This window comes from Nocardia aegles, assembly GCF_052545135.1.
The window spans coordinates 175,002-191,287 of the sequence record NZ_JBQWRI010000009.1 but is presented as its reverse complement, the minus strand read 5'-3'; the positions used below and the strand labels follow the sequence as shown (position 1 = coordinate 191,287).

11 protein-coding genes are annotated in these 16,286 nt (G+C 66.3%); 3 read left to right on the top strand and 8 right to left on the bottom strand.

The genetic code is table 11. The features are described from left to right. Window positions 1–170: 170 nt before the first annotated feature. From ACT89H_RS23510 to ACT89H_RS23500, 3 genes are all read right to left on the bottom strand, one after another. On the bottom strand, window positions 171–2,837 hold the full coding sequence (locus ACT89H_RS23510; RefSeq protein ID WP_445110816.1) for a LuxR C-terminal-related transcriptional regulator: 2,667 nt from the start codon (window positions 2,835–2,837) through the stop codon (window positions 171–173). 172 nt (window positions 2,838–3,009) lie between these two features. After that, window positions 3,010–4,470 (bottom strand): aldehyde dehydrogenase, encoded by a 1,461-nt coding sequence (locus ACT89H_RS23505; RefSeq protein WP_445110815.1) that lies wholly within the window; start codon window positions 4,468–4,470, stop codon window positions 3,010–3,012. 13 nt (window positions 4,471–4,483) lie between these two features. Then, window positions 4,484–5,797, bottom strand: coding sequence for an oxygenase MpaB family protein (locus ACT89H_RS23500; RefSeq protein WP_445110814.1), 1,314 nt, complete (start codon window positions 5,795–5,797; stop codon window positions 4,484–4,486). Window positions 5,798–6,121: 324 nt separating this feature from the next. On the opposite strand from ACT89H_RS23500, the gene ACT89H_RS23495 reads away from it, so the two are divergent. Next, window positions 6,122–7,669, top strand: coding sequence for an acyl-CoA synthetase (locus ACT89H_RS23495; protein ID WP_445110813.1), 1,548 nt, complete (start codon window positions 6,122–6,124; stop codon window positions 7,667–7,669). 47 nt (window positions 7,670–7,716) lie between these two features. Here ACT89H_RS23495 and ACT89H_RS23490 read toward each other — a convergent pair whose 3' ends face one another. After that, complete coding sequence (locus ACT89H_RS23490; protein ID WP_445110812.1) at window positions 7,717–8,286, bottom strand: TetR/AcrR family transcriptional regulator; 570 nt, start codon at window positions 8,284–8,286, stop codon at window positions 7,717–7,719. A 110-nt stretch (window positions 8,287–8,396) separates the two neighbouring features. Here ACT89H_RS23490 and ACT89H_RS23485 point away from each other — a divergent pair, with 110 nt between their 5' ends. Both ACT89H_RS23485 and ACT89H_RS23480 read left to right on the top strand, forming a co-directional pair. After that, a complete protein-coding gene (locus tag ACT89H_RS23485) occupies window positions 8,397–8,726 on the top strand; it encodes a hypothetical protein (RefSeq protein ID WP_445110811.1) in 330 nt (109 codons plus the stop codon). Continuing rightward, on the top strand, window positions 8,723–9,745 hold the full coding sequence (locus ACT89H_RS23480; protein ID WP_445110810.1) for a phosphotransferase family protein: 1,023 nt from the start codon (window positions 8,723–8,725) through the stop codon (window positions 9,743–9,745). Before ACT89H_RS23485 ends, ACT89H_RS23480 begins: the two co-directional genes overlap by 4 nt. Before the next feature lie 141 nt (window positions 9,746–9,886). Here the strand turns inward: ACT89H_RS23480 and ACT89H_RS23475 are convergent, their stop codons facing one another. The 4 genes from ACT89H_RS23475 to ACT89H_RS23460 form a co-directional block, all read right to left on the bottom strand. Next, complete coding sequence (locus ACT89H_RS23475) at window positions 9,887–11,623, bottom strand: amidohydrolase (protein WP_445110809.1); 1,737 nt, start codon at window positions 11,621–11,623, stop codon at window positions 9,887–9,889. 591 nt (window positions 11,624–12,214) lie between these two features. Continuing rightward, the gene (locus ACT89H_RS23470; protein ID WP_445110808.1) at window positions 12,215–13,408 is read right to left on the bottom strand and encodes an acyl-CoA dehydrogenase family protein; all 1,194 of its coding nucleotides are present in this window, start codon (window positions 13,406–13,408) and stop codon (window positions 12,215–12,217) included. Window positions 13,409–13,454: 46 nt separating this feature from the next. After that, window positions 13,455–15,011, bottom strand: a complete 1,557-nt coding sequence (locus tag ACT89H_RS23465; RefSeq protein WP_445110807.1) for an AMP-binding protein — start codon at window positions 15,009–15,011, stop codon at window positions 13,455–13,457. A 110-nt stretch (window positions 15,012–15,121) separates the two neighbouring features. After that, window positions 15,122–16,123 carry a zinc-binding dehydrogenase gene (locus ACT89H_RS23460; RefSeq protein ID WP_445110806.1) on the bottom strand — a complete coding sequence of 334 codons (1,002 nt, stop codon included), beginning with the start codon at window positions 16,121–16,123 and terminating at the stop codon, window positions 15,122–15,124. Window positions 16,124–16,286: the final 163 nt, after the last annotated feature.

The window sequence follows — 16,286 nt, the reverse complement described above, 5'->3', positions numbered from 1 at the left end:
CCATTTGAGCTTGTGATCCACATCTCGCGCGTCTCAATCTGAGACGAGCATCACACCCTTGCGAGCAGCGCGAACCCTGGCTGCGGCGAGCCCGAGACAGCCGCACAAAGTCGCCCCGGGCGTAACCGCGGCTCGTCGCCGACAGCGCCGGACCGGTCCGGAATCAGCGTTCACCGCATCGAGGTTCGATGCCTGCCCTCGACAGCGCCGAGGACCGCGGCCAGTTCGCGGCGGTTGCCGACGCCGAGGCGGGTGTAAGCGCGCAGAAGCCGCCCCTCGACGGTACGCACAGACAGATGCAGCTCAGCCGCGATCTCCTTGTTCGAGCGGCCCGCGGCAGCAAGCATCGCGGCATCACGCTCGCCGCGGGTCAGTACCGCCGGTGACCGGACCTGCAACAGCGCGGGTGTCCGGACACCGGCACAGCGTTGTGCCAGTTCGCGGGCGTGCCGTTCGGCCGCGGCGACGCGGCGCCGGTCACTGCTCGCGCGCACGGCGACAGCTGCGTCCGCGGCGGCCTCGGCCGCGAGCAGATCGGCGGCCATGCTCTCGAAGGCCTCACTCGCCTCGAGGAGCGCTCCGGCATCCTTGCGCGCCAGGGCTCGCGCGTGAGCGGCTCGGGCCTGGACGAGATCCCCTTCGATGCGTTCGGCTTCCAGATCGAGCGCGGCCCGCACCTCCCGGGCGCAACCCAAGCGGGCGAGCCCGTGCAGCGCGCTCGCCCGGCCGACGAAGTCCCCGATGACCTCCGCTTTCGTGGCAGCTTGCTGCAGCAGATTTCGGCCAAGGGGCAGATCTCCGCCTGCCACCGCAGTCCACGCTCGCGCCTGTAGTGGATCAACCCCCATGAAATGATCCGAGGTATCGAGTGCGTCGAGTTCACGCAGGACCGCCGACGCCTCGTCGGCGCGGCCCCCCAGGGCCAGCGCTTCGGCCAGGTAGGGCAGGACGAACGCCATGAATTGGGGGCGTCCGAGTTCGTGGAACAAAGCCACGGCTTCCCGGCCGTGCCGTTCGGATGCGGCGATATCGCCCTGCTCACCGACGACGCCGGCGTAGAACCAGGCGAACCAGGCCTGGGCCTCGGCGCAGTGGTCGCGCAACGCCTGACCGTACTGCTCGGCGGCCAGCACATGGGCTTGCTCGAACCTACCGCTCCAGGAAAGCACCTCGCACCGGAAGAACAAATGCGTCCACGGGTACCAATCGAGCGGCTCCTCGGTGCGGCGATGAGCCATGCGGCCGCGCACGGTCGCGTCCAGGCCGGCCTGGATGCGGCCGAGGCGACCGAAGGTGAAAGAAGCGACCTGCGCGGCCCAGGCAAGCGTGTTGCCGTCCGCGCGATCCAGAAGTGGCGCGGCGACTTCCGCTCCTGCCCTCGGGCCCTCGACCGAGAAGACCAGGGCCGAGCGCCTGGCTTGGATCCGGTCGCGCCAGATCGAATCGGCCGAGGCGGCTTCGGCCTCTCGGGCGAGGGTTATGCCCTCGGCCGGACGCCCCAGATAGAAGGCCACGTTGTCGATTCGGCTGAGGGCAACCGCCGCGCGTTGCGCGTCGTTGTCCACCCGCGCGGCCAGTTCCGCGAACTGGCGTTCGGCGTCTTCGCCATGCCCTTGCAGGCTTGCCAGTTGCGCGGCCAGTAGTTCTGCCGGAAAGCCTGCGTCGCGGGATCGGGCAGCCGCGGTGAGCCGCTCGGCGAGGGCGAAGTCGTAGCGCCAGCGGGCCGCCCGTGCCGCGGCAAGCATCTGCTCCGCCGTCCCGCCTCCGCCTTCGAGCCGCCAGATCGCGATCCGCAGCGAGTCCTCTCGGCGGTTCGACCCGGACTGCTCGGCCACATCGGCCAACGAACGAGCCAGGAGCCGACGCCGCAACCCGGCCATCTGACCGCGCACCACCTCGCCGTACAGCGGGTGCGCGAACCTGATCACGCAGTCTTGCCCCTCCATGGCGGTGACCAGGAATTTCTTACGCTCGAGTTGCTCGGCCACCAACGGATCGCCCAATTCGATCAACTCGTCGATGCCGAGGGGCTCGCCGACCGCCACCAGTTCGAGCAGGGACAATTCATCGGCGGTCATCGCGCTCAGCCTTGCTCCGATCAATTCGGCCAGGCGCTCGGAGATCCCCGGTTCGCCCCGCAGGCGCCAGATTCCCCCATCGTCGCGCAGTGCGCCTCGATCGAGTGCGGCGATCACGAGTTCGCGCAGAAAGAGAACGTTGCCGTCGGAACGTTCGGCGAATTGAGCGACCGCGCCCGGGTCCACCGGGCCCGCCAGCACCGCGCGGAGCAGTTCCGCGATCCCGCGGGCGCTGATTCCCTCGATCTCCCGCCGTTGCGCCGATCCGTCCTTCCACAGGGCCGTGATCGTGTCGCGAAGCTCCTCTCCGGTCCGCAATGTCGCCACCACCGACGCGGCCCGGCGCACCACGAGCTGGTGCACCAGCGTCGCCGAGACCTGGTCGAGAAGGTGCGCGTCGTCGACGAAGACCACCAGGCGCTGCGGCGCTGCTCGTTCCACCAGCCGCGCGGCGGTGCGGCGAATGAGTTCGGCCACGGCGTCGACCCGTGTGGTGACCTCCGAGTCGGCGGGCGGCAGCATGGAAGCGAAGGCACCCAGGGGCAGGTTCGAGGCCGCACCCAACCCGGTGACCCACACGGTAGCCAGCCCCGCCCGCTCGCATCGCCGGCGAATTTCCGACGACAGCCGGGTCTTACCCACTCCGGCCTGCCCCGCCAATATCAGTGACCCACCACGCCGAACGATCACATCGGCGCACTCCCCGATCTCCCGTTCTCGCTCGACAAGTGGCCATTCGATACCGACGCTGGCATCCATGAAATCTCTCCCGGTGTCGATCCGCTCCGCCGTTGGGGCATCGAGACAGTGCACACCCTCCAGCGGGATCTGAAGGGTGTGCCGGAAAGATCCATCCTAGGTCACGATTACGCCGGGCGGGGCCGCCCCGGCAGGTCTACATCGGTGCCGGTGTGCGGGCTCTGAAACGCCGTCAGACGGCGAGGAAGATCGACTTCAGCTGATGGTAGGCCGCGAGCCCCTCCGGGCCGAGTTCACGCCCGAGGCCACTCGCCTTGATACCACCGAAAGGGGCGCCGTAGTCGAGGTTGTAGAAGTTGACCCCGACGGTTCCCGATTCGACTCGGCGCGCGATATCCAGGCCCTTGTCGCCGTCCGAGGTCCAGATCGTGCCGCCGAGGCCGTACTCGGAATCGTTCGCGATCGCCACGGCTTCGTCGACATCCCGGTACGGAATCACAGCCAGGACGGGTCCGAAGATCTCCTCCCGCGCGATACGTGAATCGTTGCTGACGTTGCCGAACACGGTGGGGGCGACGAACCAACCCTTCTCGATGTCGGGACGCTTTCCGCCGGTGGCCAGAACCGCTTCGCTGTCCTTGCCGAGCTGGATATATGCCTCGATGCGGTCGCGCTGCCGAGCGCTGACGACCGGGCCCACACCCGTCGCGGGGTCGAGCGGATCACCGATCGTGAGACCGGCCGCAAGTGCTGCCACGGCTTCGAGCATCTCGTCATGCCGGGTGTGCGGAACCAGGATGCGTGTGGACAGGAAGCAGATCTGCCCGTTGCTGAGCAGCGAGCTCGTGGCCAGACCTGCCATGGTCTGCGCCAGGTCGGCGTCATCGAGAACGATCGCGGCCGATTTGCCCCCCAGCTCGAGACTGACCGGGCGCATGAGTCTCCCGCAGATCTCGCTGATTTTTCGGCCTGCCGCTGTGGATCCGGTGAAGGCGACCTTGTCCACACCGGGGTGGGACACGAGGTACTCACCGACCTCGGCATCGCCGGTGACCACGTTCAGCACGCCGGCCGGCAGACCCGCGCGATCGGCGGCCGCCGCAAGTTCGAAGGCGTCCAGCGAGGTCTCCGGCGACGGCTTGATCACGATGGCGCATCCCGCGACCAGGGCGGGAGCCAGTTTGGTCATCGTCAGAAACTGCGGCGCGTTCCACGGGACGACCGCGGCCACGACCCCGATCGGATCACGTCTGACAACGGTGGTCCCCGTGCCGTCCGCTCTCGGCCGCCGCTGCTCGAGCGGGGTCTCCCGGCCGAGAGCGATGTAATACCTCAACAGGCCTACGACACCTTCGCCTTCTGCCCAGTTCGACACCCCGATCGGCATTCCGTTCTGGATCGTGGTCACAACGGCACGTTGCGCAGAGGTCTTCTCGAGTTCGTCGGCGAGCCGGGCGAGCAGGTCCAAGCGCTCCTCGGGCGAGATCCCGGCCCAGTCGGGCGAGCGAAGCGCGATCCGCGCCGCCGAAACCGCGCCATCGACGTCCGCCGGCGCGGCGAAGGTCACCGTAGCGATGGTTCGCTCATCGATCGGCGATACCACGTCGGTCGATCGCCGACCCGATGCCGCGTGCCAGGCGCCGCCGAAATAGAGCTGATTGTTGGTGAATTCCATCGACTTCCCATCTGTCATCGGATTTGTGCCGTCAGAGCTGAACCGGACGCCGCATCGTTGTCTCCAGATCCGCCTCGTGCTCGCGAATCGCGCCGTTCACTTCGTCGTCGGCGGCGATGGCCTTCTCGTCGTCCACCGCGAGTGCGCTGTTGATTTCCCGCAAGGCGGACATCGCCTTGCGCTCGTCGTCGCGGGACAGCCGTCGAGTGACGACTTCCTTCAGGTTCACCACCGCGGAGGCCGCCTTGACGACATGCTTGAACCTGGTGTCGGGAATCCCCATCCGTTCACAGAACTCGTCGCTGGTGAGGTGGCGCAGCAGTCCGTAGCTCATCACGAGCTTCTGCCGTTGCGTCATGGTGCCGATCAGCCACAGCGGCAACGGCTGATACCCGTCGGTGGTGCTGGTCGAGTACTTGATGAGCGAATGCAGCAGAATCCTGCACGCCTCGTCCGGTTCCCGCTCGACCGCGACGACGATCTCGTTCTTCGCGAGCGAATCCGCCTGGTCCACGTGGTTCAGTTCCTCCGGCACGCCCATGACGTACGCGATGTAGCGCCACAAGGCGAAGATGTCTTCCTTCTCCCTCTCGGTGTAGCGAATACCGAGCAATTCGAGCGCGCTCACCAAGTTCGCACAGAACACTTTGCTGGTGGTGAAGAACAAGTCGGTGTTGGTAATGGGAAGCCCCCACTCGTTCCACTGCCACTTGGGCGACCGCGAGACACCGAAGCGGACAGCGCAGTGCACCAGACGCACCCGCACCGAGTACTTGAACCCCTGGCCCGCACGGCGCATCCCGTCGGGAGTGGTGACGGCGGCGACCCAGCGCAGCGTCTCGGCCATGCGTTGGCCGGCCCGATCCTCCTCGATCAGCAGCCGGGTGAAGTTGAGCGCTTTGGTGCCGCCGTAGCTGCTGAAGCCGAAGCCGATCGAGGAATAGCCCAGGCAGATCGGCACGAAGCGACCCGCGCGCCAGATCGCGATCGCCCCGCAGCGGAGCTGGTCCCAGTCGACCCACTCCGGCACCGTGTCGAGCTGCTCGAACAGGCGCACGAGTTCTGCGGGCGCGTTCTCGACGGCGTCGATACCCTCGTCCAGCGCCTGAGCCAGCATCTTGTGACCCCGGATCTTCAGGGGCCGCAGAGCGAGCCAGGCGTCGTAGGCCAGCTCGTCACCCAACAGCATGTGGTCCACGAACGTCTGCGCCAGCCGCGGATCGAGCCGCTGCTTCACGCCGTCCAGATCGACCACCCGGCCCAGCTCGTGGGCGGCCACCAGAGTATCCGGGGTATCGGCGGGCTTGCGCCGCCGATCGGCGACGGTGCGTGCAGCGGCGTCCATCAACTTCCTCCGAGATCTTCAGTTCGGACCCGAGGTCCGACCGGCTGGTTCTGGTGTGACCCAGTACACAGCTGCGGCTTCGTCGCGTCTGGCGTAGTGACTACGCATCCTTCGAAGCGCGCCACGCGATCGACCTCTGCGCCATCTGCACGGCTCCCGGCCAGGCGGCATGAGGGATCGTCGCCGGTGAGACCGCGAACCGCGTGGACGACACCGTGAACGGTCGAGTGCGGCAAGTTGCGTAGTCACTACGCCAGACAGTGCCCTCGGTCACGCTTCATTCTCGACGGGCACATGCTCTGCGAAACGGATGAGGAAGACTGCGTGTTTCTGACCGAAGGTTTGCACCGAGCCGTACAACTGCGACCCGAACTTCCCGCGACGATCCATCGGGGCCGTGTCCGCACATGGGCGCAGAGCGCCGCTCGGATAGCTCGCTTGGCCGCTGCGCTCCGGTCGATCGGCGTCCGCCGCGGCGACCGGGTCGCGATGCTCGCGTCGAACTCGGATCGCTATCACGAATACCTGTTCGCCGTTCCCTGGGCCGACGCTGTTCTCAATCCGGTGAACACGCGCTGGAGCTCGGCTGAGATCGCCTACTCGCTCGCGGACTCGGGAACACGCGTACTCGTCGTCGACGACGCGTTCGCCTCCACGGTCCCGGCCCTGCGTGAGAGGTACGACGAACTCGGCACCGTCATCTATGCCGGGGAAGGCCCTGCGCCGGAGGAGATGATCTCGTTCGAAGACCTCATCGAGGCTCATCCGCCGATCGAGGATGCCCGCCGCGGCGACGACGAGATCGCGGGAATCTTCTACACAGGTGGCACGACCGGCGCCCCCAAGGGGGTGATGCTCAGTCACGCCAACCTCGTTGTGTCGTCGCGTGGTTTTATCGCATCCGGAGACACGATGACACCGGGTGGGCGGCTGCTGCACACGGCGCCGATGTTCCACCTTGCCGACATCGGGGCGTGGATGTCGCGCAACGCGGTCGGCGGTACCCATGTCACGGAGCCGGTGTTCGAGCCCGAAGCCGTGGTGGAGGCCATCAGTCGATACGAGGTCACGGATCTGTTGCTCGTGCCGACGATGCTGCAGATGCTGGTGGATCACCCTGCCGCGGCACCAACTGCGCTGGCGTCGGTCCGGCACCTCATCTACGGCGCGTCACCCATCTCGGAGGCTTTGCTCGATCGTGTCGAACGAGCGATGCCGGCGGCGAGACTGATCCAGGCCTACGGAATGACCGAACTCGCCCCGGTAGCGACCGTACTGGACGGTGACGACCACGCCGATCCCACTCTGCGCCGATCGGCCGGAAAGCCCGCACCGCACGTCCGGCTGCGCATCGTCGACGCGCATGGAGAAGAACTACAGCGTGGTGAGATCGGCGAGATCGTCGTGCGGGGCGGCAATGTGATGCTCGGATACTGGAACAAGCCGGAGGAAACGGCGGCGGCACTGCGCGATGGTTGGATGCACACCGGCGACGGTGGCTATATCGATGACCGCGGCTATGTCTTCATCGTCGACCGGCTGAAGGACATGATCGTGTCGGGTGGGGAGAACGTGTACTCCGCCGAGGTCGAGAACGCCCTCGCCGGCCACCCGTCGGTCGTGGCGTGTGCTGTGGTCGGGATACCCGACAGCGACTGGGGTGAACGCGTTCATGCCTTCGTTGTCCGCGCCGAGGGAACGAATGTCACCGCCGAGGAGCTGCGCTCGCACTGCAAATCCGAAATCGCGGGCTACAAAGCCCCCCGCAGTGTCGAGTTCGTCGAACAACTACCGCTGTCGGGTGCAGGAAAGGTTCTCAAGCGTGAGCTGCGGGCCAAGTACTGGCCCGCCGATGATCGAGCGGTGCACTGAGGGCAGCAGCCGCCGCGGCGACTGCTCGAGAACGCGTCACAATCCGATCAGGCGTGGATGCCGACCACACGGAGGGCGAATTCGCTGTACTGCCAGACGACGGCGTCTTCGCTGTGATCGCCGCCCTCTCGATACCAGGCCGAGACTCCCATACCGAGGTCGAGAATGGCGTAGGAAGCCAGGCGAACCGAGGAGACCGAGAAGGCTCCCGCCTCCACACCGGTTCGGATGAGGTCGCGGAAGCCCGTTTCGTAGTCGCTACGCAGCTGGAGGACTCGGCTGCGGTGGGGCTCGACGAGACTTCGTATCTCACGATTACCGACGAAAGCTTCCAGTCGGTGGCGGGCGTGGTAGCGGACGTGGGCCTCGGTGGCGCGGCGGAGCCGTTCGACGGGATCGACACTGCCCGCGACTGCTGTGCGGTGCCCTGCGATCAACTGCTCCATGGTGGCGATCATGATGTCGGCCAGCAATTCCTGTTTGGACCCCACGTGCTTGTACAGACTAGGGCCGCGGATGCCGATCGCCGCGCCGATGTCGGCCATGGTGGTGGCTTCGTAACCCTTGACCGCGAATAGCTCCAATGCCGCGTCGCGGATGCGCTCGCTCTGGTGCACGCCACCTCCCGTCCTATCGCCTAATGAACTATAGCTTCACCGCGACCCAGTTGACTGCGAAGACAGGCGAACAGTAGGTTTGAGGCTAATGGACATTAGCCAATGATTGGATGGATATGCTCACGGACCTCGTGCGCGGCACCGATCTCACCGTTCCCGAGCGAACCGCAGCTCTCGTCGGCGACGTGGTGATCCCTGGGGAAGAACGGCAGCGGAACGCCGCCAAGGAAGCGGGAGTATTCGCGCCGCCCGTCCCACGCGAGTGCGGCGGGCACGGGCTGGGCATGCCGGCGCGTACGACGGCGTCGGAGAAGGCCGGACACTCGGCACCCGGGCTGCTCCCGGCGAACTCGGCCGCGCCCGACGGTGCCACCATGCACCCGCGGTGGTCGACCGCCCGGCGTGCGCTGCGCCGCCTGAACGCGGAGAGCGCGAGATGAGCTCCGGTCCGGATGGGCTGGATATGCCGGCACTGGAGCGATTCTTCACCGAGCAGGTCCCCGGGTTCGCTGGTGGACTCAGCGCGACACTGGTGCAGGGTGGCCGCTCCAACCTCACGTTCTTGCTCACGGACGGCTCCCGCCGCTGGGTGCTGCGGCGTCCGCCGCTGGGCGGACTCACGCCCTCCGCGCATGACATGGGCCGCGAGTATCGGGTCGTCGCCGCGCTCACCGACTCCTGCGTGCCGGTCGCCCGAGCGGTAGCGCTGGCCGGGCCCGACGTGCTCGGCGCCCCCTTCTCGGTGGTCGAGTATGTCGAAGGCCGCGTGGTCCGTACCCAGGCACAGTTGCATGCGATGCCCCCGGCCGACATCGAGCGCTGCGCGCACGGGGTGGTCGACGTACTCGCCCGACTGCACCACATCGATCCCCGAGCGGTGGGCCTGGAGGATTTCGGGCGCCCACAGGGCTACCTGGAGCGGCAAGTGCGGCGCTGGCACGACCAGTGGCTCCGGGTCCGAACCCGACCGCTCGCCGATATCGAAAACCTGCATCGGGCCCTCGCCCGGAGCTGCCCCCCGGAGAGCGGCGTGTCGATCGTGCACGGCGACTACCGCATCGACAACGTCATCCTTCAGCACGACGATCCCGCCGTGGTACGTGCCGTGGTGGATTGGGAAATGGCAACGCTCGGTGATCCACTGGCCGACCTCGGCCTGCACCTGGTCTACGCCGACCCCGCATTCGCACCCGTCCTGGCCGGAGATGCCGCATGCACCAGCGACCGCCTGCCCGCCCCCGCGGCGATCGCCCAGCGGTACGGGCACACCAGTGGCCGAGACCTTCCTGACCTGCGTTTCTACCTCGGTCTGGGGTATTTCAAGATCGCCGTCATCGCCGAGGGCATCCATGCGCGCCACCAGCAAGGCCACACCCGCGGCGAGGGCTTCGACCAGGTCGGCGACGCCGTCGCCCCGCTCGCTGCCGCCGGATTGCGAGCGCTGTCGAAAGGACTGTAGAGCGTGACCACCTCGCCGCCCGGCGCACCACCCGAAGCGACGGCCGTGCGGCGACGAACGGCCGCGTGGCGGCCCGCTGCAGTTCGGGCCGCCACGCGCTGATGGGCGGTGCCGGTCGCCCTCGGGCGACCGGTCTTTCGGCTACGCGCTGGGAAGCGCGCCGTCGTCGTGGACCAGGCGGCCGCCGACGTGGGTGCGCAACACGCGAGTCGCCGGGAGCGCGTCGATGTCGCAGGTGATCGGATTGCGGTCGACGATGGCGAGGTCGGCGTGGTTGCCGGGGGCGAGCGTGCCGATGCCTTCCCATCCGAGCAGCCGCGCGCCGTTCGCGGTCCACATCGCGAACGCCTCGGCGCGCGAGATGACCTGTGCGGGGCCCGCGTTGGTGCGTCCGCTCGACATCCGGTGGGTGACGGCGATCTGCATCTGCTCGAACGGGTTGGTGGGGCCCCAGTCCATGCCCGCGGCGGTGGACAGTCCGGCGTCGAGGTGAACGCGGAAGGTGTTGAGCAGCTTCAGCGCCTCGGGGCCGAACCGTTCGGCGATTATGTCCCCCTTGCCGAAGGTGAAGCTCGAGCTGACGGTCAGGTCGAAGCCCAGCTCGGCGAATCGCTTCGACTGGCCCGGCCGGGTCATCTCGGCGTGCTGGATGATGCCGTTGAGGCGGTCCAGGCCGTGCTTACGGATCGCCTCTTCCGCCAGCGCGATGGCCTCATCGTGCTCGTCAGGGGTGATCGAGACGACGTTGAGACGCAGCCCGTGCTCGGCGCAGAAGTCGAAGGCCAGCCGCATGTTCTCTTCGCTGATCGCGCGGTGCCCATGGGTGATGTTGCCGTACGGGTCCAGGTAGCCCTCGTGCGACAGGACATTGCCGCTGTAACACGTGCCGTAGGTGCACGCCGTGACACCGTCGACGCGCACCCAGTCGTCGTCGAGCGTCCGCATCGCCAATGCCGCCTCGAGCAGTGCGCGTGCTTCCTCGACCGACTTGGGCCGGTCTCCGGGCAGTGCCGTGCCCTGGAGCTCCGGGGCTGCCTGGACGCGCAGGTTCAGCAGACCCTGAGCGCGGAGACCGCGGTAGACCTCGATCTGCGGGATCTCGATGGCATGGCCCTCGTACACCGTGGTGATACCCATGGCGTTGTATCCCCGGACAGCCTTCAGCAGAGCGTCGACGACCAGGTCGCGCTGGATCAATTCGGGCATCTGCTCCCGCAGGCTGTTGAAGAACGGGTCCTGGTTGTAGTAGCTGGTGACACTGCCACGCAGGATGCCGGTGGGGCGGCCCTCATCGTCCTTTTCGATCCACACGTTGTTCACGCGGTCGGGAGTGGAGGCGGAAATGCCCAACTTGGCCAGGGCCGCGGAGTTCATCGCCACCACGTTCGGCAGCACGGGGGCAACCGCCTGGATCAAGACCGGGTGGTCCGCGGTGGCCCGGTCGAGAACATGCCGGTCGGGCAATGCCCCTTCGGCAAGGTCACGCCAGGAGCGCCGGTGGAAGTAGTGGTACTCGCCCACCGGAGTGGTCAGGATCCACTCTCCGGCAGGCACCTCCTGGGCCTTCTTTTGAATCGCCGCAACGATATCGGCGTGGTTTCGCGCCTCCGTGATTTCCACGAGCGGGGCCCGCATCGCGGAGAAGTGCATCAAGTGCGGGTGGGTGTCGATCAGACCGGGAATGACCGTGGCGCCGTCCAAACTCTGACGCTGCACTCCAGGGCCGGCGGCGCTCAGGATCTCGGCGTTCGAACCGACCGCGGCGACGCGGCCACCGCGGATGAGGATGGCCTCCGCGGCCGCACCTGCGGAATCGACCACCACCTCGCCATCCGTGTAGACGATATCCGATTGTCCGGTCTGTGATACGTCGCTCATTTCGTTCTCCTGCCGACGAACGTGGTTGAAAAATTCCCGAAATTCGGGCTCACCGCATATATGCCGGGCAACTCCGAAGGGAATCGATGAGGAGCCCGACACCATGCGTTCGGCAGTTTATTCGAGAAAACTGATCCGTAGCCGATCCGTACGTGTGTCCATTCTCGCCATTGACAGGCCCTATGGTGCGTGAACAGAGCAATCCCACATCCGCAGCGCCACCACTTGACATCCCGCGAAGAATGCTAACCGCAAGGTATGGCGCGGGGTCGTGGTACACACCTGGCGAAGAATTTCAAATCGGCAGCGCGAAGGCTCTTCCCGATTTTCCGGTGTTCATTGCAATTGAATAATTTCCGCGGCCGGATCCAAATCCCGAATTTGTCATAATTATTGAATAAATTACGACTTCCACTGTGCTACCGAATTGCGGTTCACCAGACCCGCGATCCCCGTCTGCCTGCGGCGCGCACCAGAACACGATTCCCGCCGGCCTGCACCTGCGGGGATCCATCGGCCGACCGGCTGCACCGCGCTCCGGTGCGCCGGCCCGAGGCAACGGCGCACCGGGTCGCGGCGGCAGCGCCGGCGTCAATCGGCGGCGCGATCCTTCCGGCTTCGGAAGGCATGCCGCGCCACTGTCAGCTTCATCATCTCGGTGGTGCCCTCGGCCACCTGTCCGATTCGGGCCTCGTAGTACAGCTGAGCCAGGCGGCTTTCCTTCACCATTCCGAGGCCACCGTAGATTTGCATTGCTCGATCGATGACCCGGGCAGCCACTATGGGAGCTCGGCATTTGACCATCGCGACCTCTCGACGCGCGTCCAGCCCCTCATCCAGCATCCATGCGGCCTGGTAGACCAGGAGCCGCAGTTGCTCGATGTCGATCTCCGAATCCGCGATCATCCATTGAACGGCCTGCCGATCGGCGAGTGGTCGACCGAATGTCGAACGCTTACTCGCGTATTCCACCGCCTTGTCCTGCGCCCACTGCGCGGCACCGACGAGCCGGGCACCGATCACACACCGGTTGCGGTTGAGCTGGTCCATCATGTGACGGAATCCGAGGCCTTCGGCGCCGAGCATGTTCTCGGCGGGAACCACGCAGTCGGTGTACCGATAGTCGCAGGAGCGGCCGAGATATCCGCTGCCGATGGTGTCGAACTCCTGGACGACCGACACCCCGGGATGGGGATAGTCGACGAGGAACATGCTGATCCCGTTGTGGCCCTTGGCCGGATCGGTCACGGCATAGCAAAGCAGGTAATCGGGCGTCACCGCCGGATGGAAAGGCGGCGGCGCCCATCGTTTCGTGCCGTTGATGATGTAGTTGTCGCCGTCCCGAACGGCAGTCGTGGTGATTCCGGCGGCGTCGGACCCGGTACCCGGCTCGGAGATGTGGATGTGGAAGAACCTGTCGTCACGCAGGATCGGGTAGAGGTACTTCTCCTTCTGCCATTCCGGCGCGTCATACAGCGCGGGATTGGGCTCGAGCAGACCCGACCAGGTCGTGAGCCCGCCGTGGAGCACCGGAGACTTCAGGATCTCCTCGTAGACAACGCACTTGGCGACTGTGCCGTATCCGTGCCCACCGGCTTGCTTCGGTACCGAGATTCCGCGCAGTCCGTACTCGCGGAATTTGGCGACGACAGTCATCACGAGGTCGGGATCCACGTCGTAGTCGTCCGGAGCCCACTTGTGCTCCAATGGATCACAGACTTCTCTGATGAATTCCCGTACCCGTTCTCTGATCGCTTCCTGTTCGGCACTCAGCGTGAATTGCACTTTCTTCCTCCTGAATCAACGAAGAGCCGGTCTCGATTCCGCAGAGCTAGCCGATCATGCGATCTGTCCCTTGCCAGTACCGCGCCTTCACGGCCTTCTTGTCGATCTTCCCGACCGGCGTACGGGGTAGATCGGCCACCACTTCGACGTATTTGGGCGCGTGAATGGAGCCTTTGCGCTGCTTGACCAGATCGATGAGCTGCCGGCCGTCGACCTGCGCTCCCGGGCGCGGAACGACCAACGCGGTCACCGCTTCGCCCCACTTCTCGTGCGGGACACCGATAACCGCGACCATCGCCACATCCGCGTGCTCGGACAGAATGTCCTCGACCTCACGCGGGAAGACGTTGAACCCTCCGCTGACGATCATGTCCTTCTTCCGATCGAGGATGTAGAGGTAGCCGCGGTCGTCGGCACGCGCGATGTCCCCGGTGTGCAGCCAACCACCGGCCAGAGCCTCAGCTGTCTGTTCGGGCCGACGCCAGTACTCCGACAGCACTTGCGGCGCACGGACACAGATCTCGCCGGGCTCGCCCGGTGCCACTTCTCGCAGATCCTCGCCGAGCAGACGGACTGTGCAGCCAATGGCGGGGTAACCGCAGGACGCCAGGAGTTCGGGTCGGCCGAGATCATGATCCTCCCGGGGAAGAACGGAAATCGGATAGCACTCCGTCTGGCCGTAGAGCTGGGCGAAAACCGGCCCGAACCGGTCGATCGCCTCGGCGAGCCGGCCGGGTGCGATCGGCGACGCGCCGTACAGCAGCAGTTCGAGCGAGGACGTGTCGGTGCTGGACAGCGCCGGATGGTCGAGCAGGGTGTAGATCATCGTCGGGACGAACAGCGCGAAGTTGATGCGCTCACGTTCGATGGTGGACAGCACCTGCTCGGGGTCGAATTTCCGGGCGAGATGGACGGTGCCGCCCAGCGTCAGGGTGGGAATGATCTTGATACCGGCCACATGGCTGATGGGCCCGACGGCCAAATAGTTCGGTCGCACCGGAAGATGGAAGTTGACGATGGTCGATGACGCGTAGTGCGCCATTTCACGGTGATAGCGCAATACGCCCTTGGGTCGCCCGCTGGTGCCGCCGGTGTAGGCCAAGGTGGCGGGATCATCGAACCGGGAGAGCGACGACGGTGTGGCGGCTCCCGCCGCCTGCGCGACCGCATGCAGATTGCGACCGATGACCGCCGGTCCGAGCGCGAAGGTCACCTGAAGGGATGCCGCGGCCGCGTCGAGTTCGGCTCCCCGGTCGGCGAACGTGTCGGTGTCGACCACCAGCACGCTCGCCGCACAGTCGTCGAGCTGCACGAGGTGGTCGGCGAGCGAGCCCTGCGGATGCAACCACGTCGTGTTCAAGCGGCTCATCAGCGCCGCCGCGTACACACACCAGGCATCGGCGCGATTCGCGCTCAGCATGGCTACGGTGCTGCCCACGGGCAGATCCAGCTCCAACAGAACTCGCTGCGCACGGCCGATGAGATCGAGCGCGGCACGATACGTCATCGCTCCGCCGTCCCAGGCGAAGGCGGTGCGGTCCGGGTAGCGCGCAAGAGCACTCAGGATCTGGTCACCGAGGCCGGGAGACTCGTTCAACGTCACTTCATCAGCTCCATTCGACTGGCCGAATCGGCCCGTAGGCAGGGACAGGGGGGCGCATGTGATCGGCTACGGCGTCGCGGATCGCAGGCACCGCAACGGCGGAATCGGACTCAATCCCGCGGCGTCAGTACGAGGCATCCGATCGAGCGACGATCTCGGATCCGGCCGAGCGCGGAGCGCACCTGGGTCAGTGGCCACAGCGTGTAGTGCGGCGGGCGTAGTCGGCCGGAGGCCAGCTGCCGAAGCACCTGCGCCGAGAGTTCGCCCGCGGTGGCCGGCTCGGAGGCGGCGAAATCTCCCCAATCGATGCCGATGACCGCCCGATTGCGCAGCAGGACCCGATTGGCGGCGATCGCAGGCATGTCACCGGAGGCGAAGCCCACGATGCCGTACCGGCCGCCGGAGTTCAGGCAGCGGAGCAAGGTGGCACCGACAGCGCCGCCGACCGGGTCGATCACCACGTCGACTCCCCCGCCGGTGATCCGAGCGAGGTCATTTCGCACCGTCGCGTAGCCGATGACCTCCTCGGCGCCCGATTCCATCGCGGCCTGCCGCTTCGCGGGTGTCGACGCGATGCCGATCACGCGCGCCCTCTGCGACCGCACGAGTGCCACCGCCGCCAGGCCGATCGCTCCCCCCGCTCCTGCGACTGCCACCCATTCCCCCGGGGCTGGCGGGATGCGCCGGGTCAATGCGAAATGCATTGTCGTGTAGGTCTGGAGTGCCGCGACCGCGGTCGGGGCATCGCAACCGGGCGGAAGAGGTCGCACGTGGTCGCTGGGGACTGCGATATGCGTGGTCCAGCCGCCCAGCGCGGGCAGGTTGGCGAACACCGGGGTGCCGATGTCGAGATCGCCGGCCTCCGTTCCGACGGCCGCGATTCGACCGGCCACCACGAAGCCCGGAGTAAAGGGTAACGAGGGGCGGATCTGATACCGGCCCGCCACGATGAGCCCATCGACGAAGCCGACCCCGGCCGCGTCCACTTCGATGAGAATCCGCCCTGCTCCGGGGATCGGCAGCGCGCCTTCGACGATGTCGAGATCGGCGATGTCACCGAACCGGTGGCACAGCACCGAGCGGCGGCTCGGGTTCAGGCTGTTCGTACTCACTGGCAAGAAGGCTTTCTGCGTAAGAGCGACGGCTGGATCAAGGAGCGGCGGTCCGAACCTCGTCTCCTTCGAGCCCTCCGCCGCCATTCGTCATCACCGCTGGGGGCGACAAGCAGACCGGAGAAAACCGATGGCGGGGGATTCGCAGCTATCGGCCACTGTG

Excerpts from the sequence above, each read along its gene's own strand:
- ACT89H_RS23510 (WP_445110816.1), bottom strand. The coding sequence starts at position 2,837 with ATGGATGCCAGCGTCGGTATCGAATGGCCACTTGTCGAGCGAGAACGG.
- ACT89H_RS23505 (WP_445110815.1), bottom strand. The coding sequence starts at position 4,470 with ATGACAGATGGGAAGTCGATGGAATTCACCAACAATCAGCTCTATTTC.
- ACT89H_RS23500 (WP_445110814.1), bottom strand. The coding sequence starts at position 5,797 with ATGGACGCCGCTGCACGCACCGTCGCCGATCGGCGGCGCAAGCCCGCC.
- ACT89H_RS23485 (WP_445110811.1), top strand. The coding sequence starts at position 8,397 with ATGGATATGCTCACGGACCTCGTGCGCGGCACCGATCTCACCGTTCCC.
- ACT89H_RS23480 (WP_445110810.1), top strand. The coding sequence starts at position 8,723 with ATGAGCTCCGGTCCGGATGGGCTGGATATGCCGGCACTGGAGCGATTC.
- ACT89H_RS23475 (WP_445110809.1), bottom strand. The coding sequence starts at position 11,623 with ATGAGCGACGTATCACAGACCGGACAATCGGATATCGTCTACACGGAT.